Origin of the sequence: Paenibacillus sp. YPG26 (assembly GCF_023704175.1) — a bacterium.
In the GTDB taxonomy this organism is placed as follows: domain Bacteria; phylum Bacillota; class Bacilli; order Paenibacillales; family Paenibacillaceae; genus Fontibacillus.
The window spans coordinates 2,493,456-2,509,489 of the sequence record NZ_CP084530.1; the positions used below are offsets into that span (position 1 = coordinate 2,493,456).

Sequence of the window (16,034 nt, forward strand, 5' to 3'; positions counted from 1 at the left end):
GAAGCCCGCTTGCAGAATGCCAAGCGGGCTGGAATGTTGCATATTGCTAGGACTTGGGCAGTTCAACAACCCAGCCTTCAGGTCCTTCCAAGCGGCCAAGCTGGATGGAAGTGAGCGTGTTATACAGCTTCGCTGCAAGCTCACCTGTCTCCCCTTGATTAATGACGAGGTCTTCGTCCCGCCAGTGCAGCCCTCCAATCGGAGAGATTACCGCAGCAGTACCCGTGCCAAAGGCTTCTTCCAAAGTTCCATCCTGATAAGCAGCATAGATCTCTTCCATGGAGATCTGCCGTTCTTCAACGGAGACTCCCATCCCCTTAAGAAGCTCGATAATGGAACTCCGCGTTATGCCGTCCAGAATGCTTCCATTTAGTGCCGGGGTAATCACCTTGCCATTAATCTTGAAGAATACATTCATGCTGCCAACTTCTTCAATATATTTCTTATGAACGCCATCCAGCCACAGGACCTGAGAGTATCCTTTCTCGGATGCTTCTTCCTGGGCTTTGAGTCCTGCCGCATAATTCCCGGCCGTCTTGGCATTACCAACACCACCGGTAACGGCGCGTACATAACTGGATTCCACGTAGATCCTGACCGGATGAATACCCTCTTCGTAATAAGATCCCACCGGTGAGAGAATAATCATGAATTTATATTGGGTAGAAGGCGCTACACCGAGCGCAGCCTCCGTTGCTATAATAAAAGGCCGGATATAGAGTGAAGTCCCTTCAGACGAAGGTACCCAGTCCTGGTCCACAGCAAGCAGCTTCAGCAGAGCTTCCAAGGCCAGCTCTTCGTCCAGCTCAGGAATGCTGAGTCTCGCATTGGACAGATTAAGCCGCTTGAAGTTCCGGTCCGGACGGAACATCAAGATACGTCCATCCTCCGTACGGTATGCCTTGAGACCTTCAAATACACTTTGCCCATAGTGAAAAATTTTGGCTGCAGGATCGAGTGTGATAGGCTGATACGGAATAACCCGCGGGGAATGCCAGCCTTTACCTTTGTCATAATCGAGAATGAACATATGATCCGTGTAATATTTACCGAAACCAAGTTCATGATCGGCCGGCTTCTGCTTCTTACTGCTGCTTACTTCAATTGTGATTGTATTGGACATGTTCATAACGCTCCTTCACTGCTGCACATTAATTAATTAAATGTTATCATTACTTCATACATATTGAAAAGGATCAATTTTATCGCAATTCCATACTTTTTAAGTATAGCTGGAGGTTGACCCTATGGATTTAAGACAGATGCGTTACTTTCTAGCGATTGCTAAGGCGGGTCAGATTACGAAAGCCGCCAAACTGCTGAATATGGAACAGCCTCCATTGAGCAGACAGCTCAAGCTCATGGAGCAGGAGCTAGGCGTCACCCTTTTTGACCGCACCGGCAAATCCCTTCGCCTGACGCCGTCCGGGGAGCTGCTTAGAGACCGCTCAGAAACGCTTCTTCTGCAATTCAACGAGACGCTTAAGGAAGTGAAGGAATACAACGAGGGCATTCAGGGCTCGTTATCCATTGGTTCCGTCGTCTCTTGTATCTCACTTCTACCCCGCCCTATTGAATTATTCCGGGAGCAGTATCCGGGAGTCACGTTCAAAATTACGGAGGGGGATCACTTCCTGCTCGGCGACCAGCTGGTTAAAGGGATGATTGAGCTCATTGTGGCCCGGCTTCCCTTTGAAGCGGATTTAGATGAGCAGTTCGAAATACTCCCCCTGCCTTCAGATCCATATGTTGCTGTTGTTCCAAGCGCTTCGTTCCCCATGGATGGCGCCCGGACTATGAATATGCGCGAGCTGGCTGATCTGCCCTTTCTGACCCTGAAGACAGATCAGACTACACGCATGCACGAACAGGTCCTGCAGGAATGCAGGCGGCACGGCTTTGAGCCTAATATCATATGCGAATGCTCCAGTGTGGCCATTATTATAGCGCTCGTTGCAGCTGGAATAGGAGCCACAGTACTGCCGGAGTCCGTAATGAGCGCCTTCCCCATCCCCCGAATCAGAACCATGCAATTATCGGATGCGCATTTCCAATCCGACGTAGGTCTCGTGTGGTTGAAGGAACGTTATCTGACCAAGAGTGCACGCAGGTTCATCGAGCGGTTCGCCGAGGATGCTGGATACTAATTAGGATGGTCATGAATCGTGATTTTATAATAGATCGTCCATCTCTGCTGAAAAAAGAATTCAGGCCGGCAAATCGTAGCCATCACGATCTGCCGGCCTGTTCCATTTAGTTCAACGTCTTCCCATTCATTTCGAATTCGGTCTGATGCCATTCCTTAATCATACGCTGAAGAAAATGACCCTCTTGATTTCCTAATCCATATTGGTTCTCCTTGACGATCATCTCGCCAATCCGTCGTCTCAACATTTCACTTCGGCGTTCCAACACTTCATCCATAGCCAAGTCTGTCATCTCCCTTATGCTGTAATGCGAGTTATTATCCTACATCACTTAGTATATAGACTATATTTCGTATGGTAAAACAGGCAGGGCCTTGATATGAGCATTTATAAACTGCTGACTTGAGCTGAGAGCGATATATAAAACCTTATTTATAGATATCCTAACCTATCCTAGCGTTTCATCCCGTTTCCTTCCACAACGTGTAATAAATTGCAGAAATATCAAGGCCCATTCTCTCCCGTTAAGACAGGAATCCCGGCTCAAGTTCGAGGTCCGGCCACTCAGGCTGTATGTACACAGCTCAGCTCGATTACCCGCATGCATGCTTCCGCACACTTCTGGCAGTGATCGTGCTCATGTCGGAAGCATTCCTTGGCGCACGCTTCGCATGCCTTGGCACATAGCTCCATGATCTCTTTTGCGAAAATAGTCCCCCGTGAGAGTGCGTCCGCAGTGAACATACATAGATCGGCGCATTCCCGCACTATACGGATGCAGTCTCTAAGGGAGGCCAGCTCATACTCCTTCAAGCTAGAGACGTAACAGTAATTACAAGCATTCATGCACTCCAGGGTGGCTTCAATATATTCGCGATATTGCAAATCGTGAGTCATAATATTAATTCCTCCTGAACTTTATATTCTCGAAGCTGCTCGATTTCTTACTATCTAATTACCGTGCTTGGTCTCAAATGAAACGCAGCGCCAGCTAATTGCCAATTACTACCGGGTATCCACAGCGCTATCTTCCAGCTGGGTAAGCCGGCTCGCAAGCAGCTGCTTATCAAAGTGCTCCCCGATAAATACCGCAACATCCGGTATGTCTCCCTGAGGGTTAATCCTCATATAATCCGACTCTCTGTACGCATATTGGAACAAGAAACGGCTCGACGTGTCTGAGAAGGTGAGAACCCCCTTGCCCCTGTATACATCCCTAGGCAGCTCCTTAATGAACTGCTCGAATAATTCGCTGTTCACCGGAGATTGAAAGTAGTGGGTATACACGGTCACATGATTATGAGACTCATGACTGTGGCTCTGAATATGCTCGCTCCTGACATTCGGCTCTATTGCATGAGAATGCCCGTTCACCTGATCTTGAATCAACTGGGGACCGGCAGGCCCACCTTTAAGCTCAAGCAGCTCAGACAAGTTAATCTGGCACCTCACAGCTGGGATAATCTTGGCAAAAGTATTCCAGCTCACAAGCTGCTTGCCCAGCTCGTCCATCGCCTCATCGTCCACTCTGTCGACTTTGTTCAGGATCAATACCGATCCACAGCGGATTTGATCCTGCATCAGCCGGAAGGTCTTCCCTTTCTGGGTTCTTGATAGCTCCAGCAAATGCGGCGCGTCCACGACCGTGATCATAGGCATAATCTCCAGCTTCTGATATAGCGAGACCTCTGCAACCGCGTCCAGGACCTCCATGGGATTGGCTGCGCCAGTAGCTTCAATAATCACCACGTCCGGCTTCTCCCGGGCGATCAGCTCGGACATTTCACTGCTTAGATCCGCCCGGATCGAGCAGCAGATACACCCGCTGAGCATTTCCGCCATAGGGACCTGCTCTTCCACAAGAAGACCGTCCAGGTTCACATCTCCAATTTCATTCATGACCACAGCAGGCCGCAGGCCTTGATCTTTCCAATATGTAATCAGCTGCTGAAGCAGGGTTGTCTTCCCGCTGCCCAGAAACCCTGACAAAATATATACAGGTATTTGTGTCATATTCATGATCTCTCCTTCGCCCTCGTTCCACTAACCTTGAATGGCAGTTTACTATATGCGGTACGTTCATGCAAGTAAAGGCCCGGGAAGCTGAACAACTCTCTCATTCACAGGCCCACTCTATAATTTGTGCTAAAATAGAGCAGGTAACTATATTTGTTATATTCCAAATTCCCAATGAAAAGGTGGCTAGTGACGATGCCCAGATCTGTAGATGAACACCGCAGCGAAGCCCCAAGCACGGTCAGATGTATGGTAATTACGGTCTCGGACACTCGAACTCCGGAGACGGACAGCAGCGGCACCCTGATGAAGAAGCTGCTTGAAGAGCACGGATATGCGCTTGAGGACTACAGGATCGTACAGGATGATTATGATGATATACGCCAGCTGCTCAGGGAAGCAGCCGCCAATCCGGCTGTAGAAGCAGTTCTGCTTACAGGAGGAACGGGAATCGCTCCGCGCGACACAACCTATGAAGCCGTCCGCAGCCTTCTGAGCAAGGAACTGCCTGGATTCGGAGAGATTTTCAGATACTTGAGCTTCAGCGAAGATATTGGTTCGGCAGCTATCCTAAGCCGGGCTATTGCTGGCACGATCGGCTCTACAGCTGTATTCTCCATGCCAGGGTCTAAAGGAGCCGTGAAGCTGGCGATGGAGCGGATTATTGTTCCAGAGCTGCGTCATGTCATGCGTGAAATATACAAAAAATAAATAAGATCAGAATCACAAAAACACTCCTGCCCCATTATTAGAAAGGCAGGAGTGTTATGTTGTCTGATCGACCTATTCTCCGAGGAGAACACGGAAGATTCTCTCTACTTCACGGGTGTAAGGACCTTCCTTCTGTCCTTGGGAAGCATAGACCAGAGCTGTGTTGGCACGCGCATGAACAACAGCGGCATTGGAAGCCGTGCGGTGTATGCTCCCCTCGCCATCCAGATGGCTGTACATCTCACTCATTTCCTTCATTCGCTGTTGTTCTGACGAGAAGGCATGGGCGATAATATAGTGCCCCGGATATCCTTGAATCAAATAACTATAGCTGATATGTCCGTTCGGGCCTTCTGCATAAGACTCATTCGTAAGCATCAGTCCCTGCCTGCCGAATTCATCCTTCAGCCGCTTGATAAAGCTGCTGTTAAGTCCGCGGCCTTCGCTCTTGGCCCTGAGATTACCTGTCTGGTAGCTGGTCATATTATAACGGCTGTTCTCAGTCTGAGCGATATTCTTGGCCTGCTGACTGCATCCCGTAGTCGTTAGCCAAATGAGGGCAAGAAGTATGCAGATGGGGATAGACCTCATATCGTGTTCATCCTTTCATGCCGGAATGATATACGTAGTCCGGGCCGTAATTAGGATGAACACCAATTCACCGAATTATCCAGCATGTCACCTGAAAGGTTCAGAGTACGATATACCGCGCAGAATGAATCTAACCGAGTTTTACTACCTGTCTCCCTATGGCTTGTCCCGCAAGAATGTCCGCCAGCGCCTTGGGCAGCTCATCCAGCCCGAATTCACTTACAGCGCCCTGAAGAACACGGCCTGGCTTCCACTCCCCGGCGAGCTGCTTCCACAGCTTCTTGCGCAGAGGCATTGGACACATGACCGAGTCTACCCCAAGCAGCTGAATTCCGCGCAGAATAAAAGGATAAACGGTGGCATCGAACTTGCCCCCACCGGTCATACCCGACAGGGCGATCGCCCCGCCATACTGGACCGACTTGAGCAGCTCACCGGTGCCCGGGCCGCCGACGGGATCGACTACGGCGGCCCACTTCTCGCGGCCGAGCGTCCCCTTGGCCGCGCTGCTTGCAAGCTCGCCGCGTGAGATCACGCTGACCGCGCCCAGATCCCGCAGCATCGCCTCCTGCGGGGCTTTGCCCGTGCTGGCCGTCACCTCGAAGCCCAGCTTCGAGAGGATGTCGACGGCCATGCTGCCCACACCGCCGGTGGCCCCGGTAACCAGAACGGGGCCTTTCTCCGGCGTGAGCCCGCTGCGCAGCAGCAGCTCAGCCGAGAGCGCCGCCGTGAACCCGGCCGTGCCGATGGCCATGGCTTCCTTCGCCGAGAGCCCCTCGGGGCGGCGGACCAACCAGTCTTCGGGGAGCCTGGCGTATTCGGCGTAGCCGCCCTCGTGAGACACGCCAAGCCCATACCCCGTGCAGAGGACCTGGTCCCCTGCCCTGAACTCACTGCTCCCCGGCTCGATCACTTCTCCAGCCAGGTCGATCCCCGGGATGAACGGGTATCTCTGAACAATCCTGCCTTCAGGAATGCTGGCCAGCCCATCCTTATAGTTCACACTGGAATATTCCACCTTAATCAGAACTTCTCCCTGCGGCAGATCCTGATACCCGATCTCCTCCACAAGAGCACGGAATCCCTGCTCGTCCTGATGTACCCGGAACGCCCGAAAAGGATCAATCATAGAATCTTCCTCCTGAACATCTCATTTAATTAGATGACAAAAGCCTGCAAATTTCCATGCCATTCTTCTTCTGATTGTCCGAGTCAGTCGGATTTTCAGATATCCTGCGCTTTCCCGAGAAATAACCGGGATCTGTTACTCCTCGAGATCAGGCTCCAAATGAGCTTCCAATAATCTCTGCTTCATATCCAAGAGCTCCTGGCTTAAGCTGACCCGGTATATCTCTGGATTCAGCTTCCGCATATATTCAGGCCAGAACAATTGAAGCTGCTCCTTATGATACTCACGGATCTCCTGCAGTTCAGGGAGTTCATAGACAAGCTCTCCTTGAACAAAGATCGGCTCCAACATCTTAACAGCGTAGTAATGCTTAACGGTCTTCTGGATATATGGGTGCAGCGGATTGATTAGCTTAAGCTTGCCGCCTGCTCTCGGATTCTCCTCACGGGGCAGGTTGATATAATCGGCAATCGCTTTATTGCTGCCGCTGCTGATTATCCGGTACACGTCCTTTTTACCTGGAGTGGTAACCTTCTCGGGGTTCCCGGATATCTTGATTGTCGGCTCCATCGTGCCGTCCTTCTCCCGCTCCACAAGCTTATATACTCCGCCTAGAGCAGGCTGGTCCGCAGCGGTGATCAACTGGGTGCCCACGCCCCAAATGTCAATTTTGGCCCCCTGAGCCTTCAGGTTGAAGATCGTATTCTCATCCAGATCATTGGATGCAACAATCTTTACATAATCCAATCCTGCTTCATCCAGCATTTTGCGGGCTTGAATGGACAGATAAGCCAAATCGCCGCTGTCCAGCCTGATTCCCACCATTTTCTTGCCCATGGACTCCAAGTGCTTCGCGGTATGAATGGCATGAGGCACGCCGCTCTTCAGCGTATCAAAGGTGTCTACCAGCAGGGTTACCTGGTCCGGCATGGCCTTCGCATACATCTCAAAGGCTTCCTGTTCATTATCGAACAGCTGTACCCAGGAATGGGCATGCGTTCCCTTGGTCGGAATTCCGAACATTTCTCCCGCAAGCATGTTGGAGGTCGCATCGAATCCGGATATGTAAGAAGCCCGCGCTCCCCAGACCGCGGCATCCGCTTCCTGGGCTCTCCGGGTTCCGAACTCAAGCAGCACATCCTCCTCAGCCACCTGTTTGATACGGGAAGCTTTGGTAGCAATCAGGGTCTGGTAGTTCATGAAGTTAAGTATTGCGGTCTCTACGAGCTGGGTCTCCATAATATTACCTTCAACACGAATCAAGGGCTCATTCGGGAATACTATGGCTCCTTCACGCATGGAGGAGATGTCTCCCCGGAATTTGAATTGGCGGAGCAGCTCAAGGAACTCAGGCTTGTAGTTCTCTTCCTGCTTGGCCAAGTAACTTAGATCCTGCTCTGTGAAGTGGAGATTGCTGATATAGCTTACAATTCGCTCAAGTCCGGCAAATACGGCATATCCGTTCCCGAACGGCAGCTTGCGGAAATACGCCTCGAACACAGCTTTTCTTAAATGTGTCCCATTCATCCAATGAGCATAAATCATGTTGATCTGGTATTTATCGGTATGCAGCGCTAAGCTGTTCGTGTTCATGTCTATCGTCCTCTCGCTTCCTGCTGCTTGTGCGGCAGTTAATTAGGTTAGATCACTGCGCTTGACTTCAGCACCCAGACTGCCTCTGAAATGCCCGAGTGCCCAGTTATGACCAGCTTCGTTAAAGCTGGCAACAGCATCCTCGAATACTGTGATCTTGAACCCTTTATTGTAAGCATCAACAGCCGTATGCAGCACACAGATATCTGTACATACTCCGACGAGGTGAACTTCACTGATTCCCCGTTCACGCAGCTTGATCTCCAGATCAGTTCCGGCAAAAGCGCTGTACCTGGTTTTGTCCATCCAATAAATCTGCTGCTTGTGATTCTCATAGAGCTGCCCCAGTGAACCGAACAGTTCACGGCCTTCTGTGCCCCGGATATTATGAGGCGGGAACAGCTTGGTCTCGGGGTGGTAAGGATCATTGGCTTCATGTATATCGACTGCCATAACCACCAGGTCACCTTGACGGATGTATTCTTCCGTAAGCTTGGTAACAACGGGTTCAATCTCCACAGCTGGCTCTCCAACAGGAAGGCTGCCATTCACAAAGTCATTAGTGAAATCAATCACGATTAAGGCTTTCATAGGTCACGTCCCCTTCATTAGTGTATCCCCGAAATTTAAGTGTATATAGACAATTGCGGAGTGAAGTCTGTGAACCGGTACAGCTGCGCAGGCCGCTGTGAATACTGATTCGACAGCAAAGGCTGCCCCTTCTCGTCTCTTGCTTCCTCCAGGATCCCTTGTCTGCTGCGGGTTGAGGTGATTTTCCGAATAAAATTAAGCTCTGCAAAGTCAGGCACAACGGTCTGAATGACCTGGTACAGTTCACTCAGTGTGAAATGCTCGGGCAGGAACTGCTTCGCAATCGTGGTCTGAAGCATTTGCTGCTGAATTCTTTTGTACGCGTCCTTAAGGATCTCACGATGGTCAAAAGCCAGCTCAAGCTCTTCAAGCGCCTCCTTCATGGTGAACAAGCCCACCTTCTGGGCATCATCGGCAGCCTGTCTCTTCTCGAGCACCCACTCTTCAACAAAGGCAAAGAAAGCGTGCGAGATAATCCAGCCTCTGGGGTCGCGCCCCGGCTTGCTGTATACACCTAAATACTCCAAATGCTTACCTTCCACACCGGTCTCTTCCATTAGTTCTCTGCTGGCTGTCTCATACAAAGATTCGTCTTCCTGGGAGAATCCTCCCGGAAGAGCCCAAGCCCCAGCGAACGGCCAGCTCTTGCGCCGGATCAGCATGACCTTAAGATCGAATATCGGCAGCGATTTGGTTGCGGCCCGCCGTTCCTGCTTCGTTAAAGTGAACATTACAATATCAGCAGGAATCCCATCCGGGGTCCTATACTTCTTCGCGTCATATGGCGGCCTATTCTGCTCCTGTTCATTTGTCATCCTACATCACCACGTCAATTTATTTGTCTAGAGATTAATCCATATTATGTTCCCTAAAGCATCCTGTTGTCCATACCTGCTGTTCATTGTCTCATTTAGGCAGACTGCCCGCCTTCCCGCCTGGCAACCGAAAAGTGGCTGTCGCAATACAGCCTAAGACATCCTTCCCATCTCTAACCTCGGCGTGAAGGGTCACGGTCCGGTGTGTCTCGTGCACAGGATATGCTGTCACATACAGCTCCCCCAGGCCCATCGGAGCGAGAAAATTGACATTTAGATGAGTCGTTACTCCATGCTGTCCATCCTTGGCTGCAATTACGGCAAAACCCATCACCTGATCCATTAGTGAGGAGAGCACTCCACCGTGAACAATCCCTACCGAATTCAGGTGTCTAGGCTCGGCCGTCAGGACAGCCTCAACCTTGTTCTTATCTACACTCAATACGCGCCCACCTAGATGGCCCCAGAATGATTGATCACTCCGTTCCATGATCTCTGTCCAATCCATCCTGCAGTTCCTCCTTAGCTGTCCTATACGAGCATTTCTAACTTCTCACTTTCATCTAATGAATAAAAAAAGTGCGGAAGAAAGCCCCCGCACATCATTCCATTAATCGCAGCTGCTTGGAGCCGCTTCAGTTCCAGCTTCTACATTGACTTTCTGCGATACCGTGTCACGGATCACAGATACGACAAGCTGAAGCAGATAGTTGATATCGCTTTGACTTTGCTGGAATTCGGTCACAAGCGGAATACTGTCGATTTCATCCTGGAGCTCTTCAATTTCCTGCTCAATCTTGGCAACCATCGCTTTGTTCTCGAACGATTCGAAGGCTACGATCTCCTTCTGCTTCTTCTTAATGGTCTGAATAAGACCTTGAACCCGCTCATGGTTTTGAATTTTTTGTTCCGCTTTCTTGAAGTGTTCCACTTCTTCGCTGGTTCCAATCAATTCGGCAAGCTCCTTGGCCTTAGCCATAATATCTTCACGAATAATCAGATTTTTAGTATCAAAAGTAGGCATTCCGCAATCATTATACTGTACGTTATCCAGCTGTCCCATGGTACAATTCCCCCAATTTATATTTTAGCCATATCCGTCTGACTTATTTATACTGCCGAGACCGATTCTGGAACGATATTCCCTTTAATATACCAAGTCATGGGATCTGTGATCTCAACCTGTACGAAAGTACCGATAAGATCCGGGGATCCCTCAAAATGCACCAGCTTGTTGCTCCGAGTTCTTCCGGCGAGTACATGCTCATTATTCTTGCTCTCGCCTTCCACCAGCACCTCGACAACAGAACCAACGACTTTGTGGTTGCTGTGACGGCTGTTCTCGTTAATCGCATCATTAAGCCGTTTCAAGCGTACTTTCTTCACTTCCATCGGGACATTATCCTCCATTACCGCCGCAGGCGTTCCCGCCCTTGGTGAGTAAATGAAGGTGTACGCTGAGTCGTAGCCAACTTCCTTAACCAGAGAGAGCGTATCCTCGAACTGCTCATCCGTCTCCCCCGGGAAGCCCACAATAATGTCTGTTGTAAGAACTACGTTCGGGATCGCTGCTTTAATCTTGCGGGCAAGCTCCAAATAATGCTCCCTGGAATATTTACGGCTCATTCTCTTCAGAATCTCCGTGCTTCCAGACTGGACCGGAAGATGAATATGCTCTACCAGATTCCCGCCTTTGGCCAGCACCTCGATAAGATGATCATCGAAGTCCCGGGGATGTGAGGTCATGAACCGTACGCGGGGAATATCAATCTGTCTAAGATCATCCATCAGGTTCGCGAACGAATAATTGATGTCTGAAAAGTCCTTCCCATACGCGTTCACATTCTGCCCAAGCAGTGTAATCTCCTTGAATCCTTGGCGTGCAAGGTCGCGCACCTCAGCTATAACATCCTCAGGTCTGCGGCTGCGTTCTTTGCCTCTGGTAAAAGGTACGATGCAGTACGTGCAGAATTTATCACATCCATACATGATGTTCACCCAGGCCCGCATACCTTCCCGTTTCTTTGGCAGATTCTCAATGATATCGCCCTCTTTGGACCATACCTCGACGACCAGCTCTTTGCTGAAGAGCGCTTCTTGAATCAAATGCGGCAGACGGTGGATATTATGAGTACCGAAGATCAGATCGACAAAGCTGTGCTTCTGCATAATCCGGTTCACGACAGTCTCTTCCTGAGACATACATCCGCATACGCCCAGCAGCAGACCTGGTTTCTCAAGCTTGAGTGACTTCAGATGCCCGAGCTCGCCAAACACCTTGTCCTCGGCATTCTCCCTGATCGCACATGTGTTCAGAAGAATCAGATCCGCCTCTTTGCGCTCTTCCGTTGACTCATATCCCATTTGCTCGAGCAGGCCCTTGATAGTCTCTGTATCATGCTCATTCATTTGGCAGCCGAAAGTGTATACGATGTATCGCTTGCCTCTGCCAAGGTCCTTGAGTCCATCCGGAACCGTATGCTCATACAGCACCTTGACGTCTTCCTTGCCCCGCTGTTTCTCCTGTCTATGATTCGGTTCAGACATAATGTGAATATCGCGGCCGCGGATCCGGATTTTCTTGCCGGTCTCGTCATCAGAAATGACTTTGGCATCTGAGAAATCAAAATATTTGGAGTAATCCTTTTTATTCTCCGCCATGCTTCCGGTTCACTCCTTCAGATCATCTATCGACTCCCGCTAAGAGAGAATATTTATAAAAAAGCATTACGTCAAATTATACCACACCTAATTTGGCTTATCTATACGGAGTGAATGAAGACCCGATTGCGAAGGCCTGTGTACCGCATTGCAGCTTTGGGTTGATTTGAATGGGTCATCATGGCGAATTGTACGCAATCCAAAAAAAACCGTCCCCAATGCACGGGAACGGTCTTATTGGATTCTATGCAGGATCATGAACAGTCAAATCCACCTAGAAGCCTTTATATTGAGGCTCTTCATTCTCAAGCTGCTGCACACGGCCTTCAACCTGATTCACAATCTGCTGGGTTTGGGCTGCTGCGTCTGTGAACAAGGCTTTAGCCTCTTGATTCTGCGTGCTTAGCGCGAAGGCCTCGAGACTGGCTTGTGCACTTTTCAGAGAAGCAACCGTAGTCTTGACCTGGGATGCGACGGTCATCGGGAAATCACCTCCTTATCCTTCTAGAAGCATAATTTAACCCCCGCGTCTGAATCTCATTAATGGAAAATATATCACGCCTTTCCAAATGATATTTTATTAAATTCCGCTCCATGAACACATAATTGAAAGGATGAAGCTCACAGCTGAGTATGCAGGAAGGGGATAATCCGTAATGCCTGACTGGTTGGAAGTTATTATAAGGACACTTGCCGCGGTAGTCTTCCTGTTCCTCCTGACCCGGCTTCTTGGCAAGAGACAAATTTCCCAGCTGTCCTTCTTTGAGTACATTACAGGCATCACCATAGGCGATCTCGCTGCCAGTGTGTCTTTGGATCTGGACGGAAAATGGTATCTCGGCGTGATCTCCTTGACTGTTTGGGGTGCTATTTCCCTGAGTATTGAATATCTGCAGTTGGGGAGTAAGAATGCTCGCGGGATTATTGACAGCAGCGGGACTGTCTTGATCAAAGACGGTAAGATATTGGAGGATAATCTGAAGAAGGAAAAGCTCACTAATGAGGAGCTGCTTGAACAGCTGCGGAAGAAAAGCGTCTTCAGAGCGGCAGAGGTTGAATTTGCTGTCATGGAGCCAAACGGGGAGATCAATGTGCTGCTCAAAAAAGAGAATCTTCCGTTAACCCCCGCGATGCTCGGTATTAAAGTAGCCCCCGAGGCTGAACCCCAGACCGTCATTCTTGACGGGGTTGTCATTCAGGAACCGCTTGCGACGATAGGCAAGAATATGGCTTGGCTGAATACCGAGCTGGATAAGCTTGGAGTCTCCCTGGATAACGTATATATAGGACAAGTGGACGCCTATGGAGGTCTGTATGTCGATCTATACGATGATCAGATCAAGGTCCCAGAGCCCCAGGAACGCGCAGTACTTCTGGCTAACATGAAGAAATGCGAAGCCGATCTGGAAATGTATTCACTATCTACCCGAGATCAACAGGCGAAACAAATGTATGGTCAATGCGCAGATCAGCTGAACAAAGTCATAAGCAGCATCACACCCCTGCTAAAAAGATAGGAGGCAGACATCTTGAATGACACCAAGAAGAACAAACAGAAAAACCAAAATAAAAAGCTGACTCCGGTTCAGCAGGATTACAAGGAATTATCCCAAAAACACGAACCCAAACGCCCTGTGGTCCGGAATTGTATCCGGGCTTTCCTTAGCGGAGGTCTGATCTGTCTGTTCGGTGAATGTATCCGCCAATTCTTTATCCATTATGGGGGATTTGACGAGAAAGGGGCAGGCGACCCTACCGTAGCCGTTCTTATTCTGATCTCTGTCATCATCACCAGCCTTGGATTCTACGATAAGATCGCACAGTGGGCCGGAGCGGGAACGGCGGTACCCGTAACGGGATTCGCCAACTCTATGGCCTCAGCGGCAATAGAACACCGCCGTGAAGGTATTGTGCTTGGAATAGGCTCAAATATGTTCAAGCTAGCCGGATCGGTCATCGTATTCGGAACCGTAGCCGCTTTCGTTATAGCCTTGTTCCATTTCTTATTTATACCTGGATCCTCGGGAGGTTCATAATATGTTAAAAGGTCATCAAAGCTGGGCGTTCGAAAATAAACCGCGAATTATATCCTCGGCTACCATTGTCGGTCCATTTGAGGGACAAGGCCCCTTGGCTGCGGACTTCGATATTGTTCATGGAGATTTGTATCTAGGGCAGGACAGCTGGGAAAAGGCCGAAAAGACCTTGATCGAGGAATCCTGCAAGCTTGCAATCGAGCATGCAGGATTGACTAAAGAGAATATTCAGTTTCACTTTGGCGGAGATCTGATGAATCAAATCATCAGCAGCAGCTTTGCCGCACGCACACTTGGAATTCCGTACTTCGGTCTGTTTGGTGCCTGCTCTACCTCCATGGAGGGACTTGCCCTTGCTGCCCTTGTAGCTAACAGCGGGAGTGCCAATTATGTCCTTGCCGGCACCTGCAGCCACAATGCCAGTGCCGAGAAGCAGTTCCGCTATCCTACTGAGTATGGCTCACAGAAGCCGCCTACCGCTCAATTTACCGTTACCGGTGCTGGCGCAGCCGTTGTCTCTCCTACAGGAGATGGCCCTGTGATCACTTCGGCAACCATCGGCCGTGTTGTCGACATGGGCATAAGTGATCCATTCAATATGGGAGCCGCCATGGCACCTGCTGCGGTGGATACCATCGAAGCTCATTTCCGCGACCTTCAGATTGAACCCGGCTACTATGATCTTATTGTGACGGGAGATTTATCCAAGGTGGGATATTCGATCGCCAATGATTTGTTCAAGAAGCACAAATTCCCGATTGAGCAGACTACCTACAAAGACTGCGGAATGATGATCTATGATTACGACAACCAGAATGTCCAATCGGGCGGAAGCGGATGTGCCTGTTCTGCCGTTGTCACTTATGGACATCTCCTGAAACGCATCCGTAGAGGCGAACTGCGTCGTATTCTGGTAGTTGCAACCGGAGCCTTGATGTCCCCCCTCTCCTATCAGCAGAAGGAGAGTATCCCAAGCATTGCGCATGCCGTCTCAATTGAGCGGCAGGAGTCCTAGGATTAAGAGCCTCTTATTCGAGAGGCTTCTATCTACATACACAGGCACCACAGAGACGGGCTACCACTGGTCACACCCGCTTCGCAATCACCAGCAAGGGTTCAAAAATTAAAAAGACGAGACCCAAGGTCCCGTCTTTCTCCACACATTTCTATTCGATAATTTCCGCTGTGTCACCCGTCTTGGCTCCAGCAGCATTCGCCTCATCGGTATCGATATGCATGTCCAGAGCGTAAGAATCCGACACACGCGCAATAACATTCTCCAGGATTAAGCCGCGCTCGCCGCCGAGGCGGACTTTAAGCAGCTGCTGGTCTTTAATGTCCCATTTGGCTGCGTCTGAGGTATGGAAATGAATGTGACGCGCGGCAACAATGACGCCCTGCTCCAATTCAACCTCACCTGCAGGACCTTTTACCGTAATGCCTGGTGTCCCATCGATCTTGCCTGACTCACGCACCGGAGCTTTGACTCCGATCGCAAATGAATCTGTACGGGAAATTTCGAGCTGTGACGCGGGACGCGCGGGTCCGAGAATACGTACTTTGTCAAATTGACCTTTAGGACCAATTACAGCTACAGTCTCGTTTGCAGCGAATTGGCCTGGCTGGGACAATGGTTTAAATTCAGTCAATTGATAACCTTGTCCAAACAAAGCTTCAATATGTTCTTGGGTCAAATGGATGTGACGTGCGGATACTCCTACAGGTACTGATTTACTCATGATAG

20 protein-coding genes are annotated in these 16,034 nt (G+C 49.9%); 5 read left to right on the plus strand and 15 right to left on the minus strand.

The window, feature by feature from the left end; all coding sequences use genetic code 11:
- Positions 1-46: 46 nt before the first annotated feature.
- Positions 47-1,123 (minus strand): branched-chain amino acid aminotransferase, encoded by a 1,077-nt coding sequence (locus LDO05_RS11645; RefSeq protein WP_251375561.1) that lies wholly within the window; start codon positions 1,121-1,123, stop codon positions 47-49.
- Between the two features lie 124 nt (positions 1,124-1,247).
- On the opposite strand from LDO05_RS11645, the gene LDO05_RS11650 reads away from it, so the two are divergent.
- Positions 1,248-2,147, plus strand: a complete 900-nt coding sequence (locus LDO05_RS11650) for a LysR family transcriptional regulator (RefSeq protein WP_251375562.1) — start codon at positions 1,248-1,250, stop codon at positions 2,145-2,147.
- Here LDO05_RS11650 and LDO05_RS11655 read toward each other — a convergent pair.
- The 4 genes from LDO05_RS11655 to LDO05_RS11670 all read right to left on the minus strand — a co-directional run bounded on the left by LDO05_RS11655 (position 2,144) and on the right by LDO05_RS11670 (position 4,160).
- The gene (locus tag LDO05_RS11655; protein ID WP_251378793.1) at positions 2,144-2,299 is read right to left on the minus strand and encodes a hypothetical protein; all 156 of its coding nucleotides are present in this window, start codon (positions 2,297-2,299) and stop codon (positions 2,144-2,146) included. The two genes, LDO05_RS11650 and LDO05_RS11655, sit on opposite strands and share 4 nt — an antisense overlap.
- Positions 2,254-2,430 (minus strand): hypothetical protein, encoded by a 177-nt coding sequence (locus LDO05_RS11660; protein ID WP_481857070.1) that lies wholly within the window; start codon positions 2,428-2,430, stop codon positions 2,254-2,256. Before LDO05_RS11660 ends, LDO05_RS11655 begins: the two co-directional genes overlap by 46 nt.
- A 281-nt stretch (positions 2,431-2,711) precedes the next feature.
- Positions 2,712-3,044 carry a four-helix bundle copper-binding protein gene (locus LDO05_RS11665; RefSeq protein ID WP_251375564.1) on the minus strand — a complete coding sequence of 111 codons (333 nt, stop codon included), beginning with the start codon at positions 3,042-3,044 and terminating at the stop codon, positions 2,712-2,714.
- Between the two features lie 108 nt (positions 3,045-3,152).
- Positions 3,153-4,160, minus strand: a complete 1,008-nt coding sequence (locus LDO05_RS11670; protein ID WP_251375565.1) for a CobW family GTP-binding protein — start codon at positions 4,158-4,160, stop codon at positions 3,153-3,155.
- 198 nt (positions 4,161-4,358) lie between these two features.
- Here LDO05_RS11670 and LDO05_RS11675 point away from each other — a divergent pair, with 198 nt between their 5' ends.
- The gene (locus LDO05_RS11675) at positions 4,359-4,874 is read left to right on the plus strand and encodes a MogA/MoaB family molybdenum cofactor biosynthesis protein (protein ID WP_251375566.1); all 516 of its coding nucleotides are present in this window, start codon (positions 4,359-4,361) and stop codon (positions 4,872-4,874) included.
- A 72-nt stretch (positions 4,875-4,946) separates the two neighbouring features.
- Here the strand turns inward: LDO05_RS11675 and LDO05_RS11680 are convergent, their stop codons facing one another.
- The 9 genes from LDO05_RS11680 to LDO05_RS11720 form a co-directional block, all read right to left on the minus strand.
- Complete coding sequence (locus tag LDO05_RS11680) at positions 4,947-5,465, minus strand: hypothetical protein (protein WP_251375567.1); 519 nt, start codon at positions 5,463-5,465, stop codon at positions 4,947-4,949.
- Positions 5,466-5,595: 130 nt separating this feature from the next.
- Positions 5,596-6,594 (minus strand): acrylyl-CoA reductase family protein, encoded by a 999-nt coding sequence (locus LDO05_RS11685; protein WP_251375568.1) that lies wholly within the window; start codon positions 6,592-6,594, stop codon positions 5,596-5,598.
- 135 nt (positions 6,595-6,729) lie between these two features.
- Complete coding sequence (locus tag LDO05_RS11690; protein WP_251375569.1) at positions 6,730-8,187, minus strand: nicotinate phosphoribosyltransferase; 1,458 nt, start codon at positions 8,185-8,187, stop codon at positions 6,730-6,732.
- 42 nt (positions 8,188-8,229) lie between these two features.
- Entirely contained in the window at positions 8,230-8,778 is a 549-nt protein-coding gene (locus tag LDO05_RS11695; RefSeq protein WP_251375570.1) for a cysteine hydrolase family protein, read from the minus strand.
- Between the two features lie 35 nt (positions 8,779-8,813).
- Positions 8,814-9,593 (minus strand): NUDIX domain-containing protein, encoded by a 780-nt coding sequence (locus LDO05_RS11700; RefSeq protein ID WP_251375571.1) that lies wholly within the window; start codon positions 9,591-9,593, stop codon positions 8,814-8,816.
- Positions 9,594-9,684: 91 nt separating this feature from the next.
- On the minus strand, positions 9,685-10,101 hold the full coding sequence (locus tag LDO05_RS11705; RefSeq protein WP_251375572.1) for a PaaI family thioesterase: 417 nt from the start codon (positions 10,099-10,101) through the stop codon (positions 9,685-9,687).
- 102 nt (positions 10,102-10,203) lie between these two features.
- A complete protein-coding gene (locus LDO05_RS11710) occupies positions 10,204-10,656 on the minus strand; it encodes a YlbF/YmcA family competence regulator (protein WP_251375573.1) in 453 nt (150 codons plus the stop codon).
- A gap of 47 nt (positions 10,657-10,703) precedes the next feature.
- Positions 10,704-12,254, minus strand: a complete 1,551-nt coding sequence (gene miaB, locus LDO05_RS11715; RefSeq protein ID WP_251375574.1) for a tRNA (N6-isopentenyl adenosine(37)-C2)-methylthiotransferase MiaB — start codon at positions 12,252-12,254, stop codon at positions 10,704-10,706.
- A gap of 274 nt (positions 12,255-12,528) precedes the next feature.
- Entirely contained in the window at positions 12,529-12,735 is a 207-nt protein-coding gene (locus LDO05_RS11720; protein ID WP_251375575.1) for a DUF1657 domain-containing protein, read from the minus strand.
- 175 nt (positions 12,736-12,910) lie between these two features.
- On the opposite strand from LDO05_RS11720, the gene LDO05_RS11725 reads away from it, so the two are divergent.
- The 3 genes from LDO05_RS11725 to spoVAD are packed head-to-tail and all read left to right on the plus strand — an operon-like array spanning position 12,911 to position 15,305.
- Positions 12,911-13,771, plus strand: coding sequence for a DUF421 domain-containing protein (locus tag LDO05_RS11725; protein ID WP_251375576.1), 861 nt, complete (start codon positions 12,911-12,913; stop codon positions 13,769-13,771).
- A gap of 12 nt (positions 13,772-13,783) precedes the next feature.
- Positions 13,784-14,290, plus strand: coding sequence for a stage V sporulation protein AC (spoVAC, locus tag LDO05_RS11730; RefSeq protein ID WP_251375577.1), 507 nt, complete (start codon positions 13,784-13,786; stop codon positions 14,288-14,290).
- Between the two features lies 1 nt (position 14,291).
- Positions 14,292-15,305, plus strand: coding sequence for a stage V sporulation protein AD (gene spoVAD / locus LDO05_RS11735; protein WP_251375578.1), 1,014 nt, complete (start codon positions 14,292-14,294; stop codon positions 15,303-15,305).
- 151 nt (positions 15,306-15,456) lie between these two features.
- Here spoVAD and pduL read toward each other — a convergent pair whose 3' ends face one another.
- The gene (pduL, locus tag LDO05_RS11740) at positions 15,457-16,029 is read right to left on the minus strand and encodes a phosphate propanoyltransferase (protein WP_251375579.1); all 573 of its coding nucleotides are present in this window, start codon (positions 16,027-16,029) and stop codon (positions 15,457-15,459) included.
- Positions 16,030-16,034 lie beyond the last annotated feature (5 nt).